1 rRNA gene is annotated in these 235 nt (G+C 41.7%); it reads right to left on the minus strand.

The features are described 5' to 3' along the window. Nucleotides 1-160 (minus strand): 23S ribosomal RNA (locus tag AB4232_RS21990); the annotation flags it as partial. Nucleotides 161-235: the final 75 nt, after the last annotated feature.

The following is a 235-nucleotide window of genomic DNA, read 5'->3' on the forward strand; positions in this document are numbered from 1 at the left end:
ATTCACAACAGGATACTTACTTATGTAAGTGGGTTTCCCCATTCAGGAATCCCAGACTCAAAAGGTTATTACTACCTAATCTGGGCTTATCGCAAGTTATTACGCCTTTCATCGCCTCTGACTGCCAAGGCATCCACCGTGTACGCTTAGTCACTTAACCATACAACCCGAAAGGGTTTCTATTTGCTTTCACTTTAAAAAGTGAAGACAAATAAGCGTATGGCAACTAACCAAG

Source organism: Vibrio sp. 10N.286.46.A8 (assembly GCF_041470165.1).
GTDB lineage: Bacteria > Pseudomonadota > Gammaproteobacteria > Enterobacterales > Vibrionaceae > Vibrio > Vibrio tasmaniensis_A.